Here is a 1,748-nt window from a genome sequence, read left to right as displayed (position 1 = left end):
CGTACGCGCACCAGGACGTGCCCTTCGAGCGCCTGGTCGAGGTGGTCAGCCCGCACCGCTCCATGGCCCACCACCCGCTGTTCCAGGTGATGGTGCTCTTCGACAACAACACCGAGGCGTCGCTCGCGCTGCCCGGCCTGCGGGTCTCCGCGGGCGACTCCACCACGACTGTTTCGCAGTTCGATCTGTCGTTCGCCCTGTTCGAGCGACATGACGGAGACGGCATGCCCGCAGGGATCAGCGGCGAGATCGCATACGCCTCGGACCTGTTCGACGAGGCGAGCGCCGAGGACCTGGGCGAGCGGTTCGTCCGCGTCCTCGACGCCCTGGTGTCGGCTCCGGAGAGGCCGCTCAGCGCGGTGGACGTCCTGGCCGCGGACGAGCGGCGACGGGTGCTGGTCGAGTGGAACGACACGGCGGTGACCGGTGCTGCCGAGCTGTCGGTGGTGCAGCGGTTCGAGGCGCAGGTGGCGGCGACGCCGGACGCGATGGCGCTCACCTTCGGTGAATGCGCCGTGTCGTACGGTGAGTTGAATGCCCGAGTGAATCGCCTGGCCCGCTTCCTGGTCGAGCAGGGTGCCGGTCCGGAGACGTTCGTGGCGTTGGTGCTGCCGCGGTCGGTGGACCTGGTGGTCTCGCTGCTGGCGGTCCTGAAGTCGGGTGCGGCGTATGTCCCGGTGGACCCGGAGTTCCCCGCCGACCGCATCGCGTACGTCCTCGAGGACTCGCATCCGGTGCTGACGCTGACCGAGGAGGTCCTGGCGGGATTCGGCGCGGGCGACGGGTACGACGCCGGCGACCTCGGCGTGCCCGGCGATCCGAGCCGGGCCGTCTACGCGATCTACACCTCCGGATCCACGGGTCGGCCCAAGGGCGTCGTGATCCCCGAAGGGGCGTTGGCGAACTTCCTCGGCTCGATGCAGGACCGCTTCCGGCTCTCCGCCGACGACCGGATGCTGGCGGTGACGACGGTCGGCTTCGACATCGCCGGCCTGGAAATGTATCTGCCGCTGCTGAACGGGGCAGGCCTGATCCTCGCAGACCGTGAGGCGGTCAAGGATCCGTCGATCCTGGGTGCCCTGCTGACGGCGTCGCACACGACGGTGATGCAGGCGACGCCGAGCCAGTGGCACGCACTCGTAGAGGCCAGGGTGAACCTGTCCGGTGTGCGCGTGCTGGTCGGCGGCGAGGCGCTGCCGTCGGAACTGGCGGTGACACTGGCCGGGGCCGCCCGCTCGGTGACGAACCTGTACGGCCCGACCGAGACCACGATCTGGTCGACGGTCGCGGACGTGACGGCGTTGGCGTTGGACGGGGTGACGATCGGTCGTCCGATCGCCAACACGCGGGTGTACGTGCTGGACGCTGCCCTGCGTCCGGTGGCACCGGGTGTGCCGGGTGAGCTGTACATCGCTGGTGAGGGCCTGGCCCGTGGCTATCTCGGTCGTCCGTCGCTGACGGCGGAGCGTTTCGTGGCGGACCCCTTCGACTCCGCCGGTGCGCGGATGTACCGCACGGGCGACCTGGTGCGTTGGACGGCCGGTGGTGAGGTGGAGTACATCGGCCGCACCGACTTCCAGGTGAAGGTGCGGGGCTTCCGCATCGAACTGGGTGAGGTCGAGTCCGCCCTGAGTTCCCTGACAGGCGTCACCGGGGCGACGGCTGTGGTGCGCGAGGACCGTCCGGGTGACCGGCGGCTGGTCGCCTACTACGTCGGCGACGCGGACCCGGCGGCCGTGCGGGCGCGG

1 protein-coding gene is annotated in these 1,748 nt (G+C 70.1%); it reads left to right on the top strand.

Features of this window, described 5'->3' with window-relative positions; genetic code table 11:
- Nucleotides 1-17 precede the first annotated feature (17 nt).
- Nucleotides 18-1,748 (top strand): amino acid adenylation domain-containing protein (locus tag ACIBAF_RS49240; RefSeq protein WP_399473407.1); only part of this gene is annotated, 1,731 nt, incomplete at its 3' end.

The sequence above is a fragment of the Streptomyces sp. NPDC051677 genome, assembly GCF_044453465.1.
GTDB lineage: Bacteria > Actinomycetota > Actinomycetes > Streptomycetales > Streptomycetaceae > Streptomyces.
This window is presented reverse-complemented; position numbering and strand designations above follow the sequence as displayed.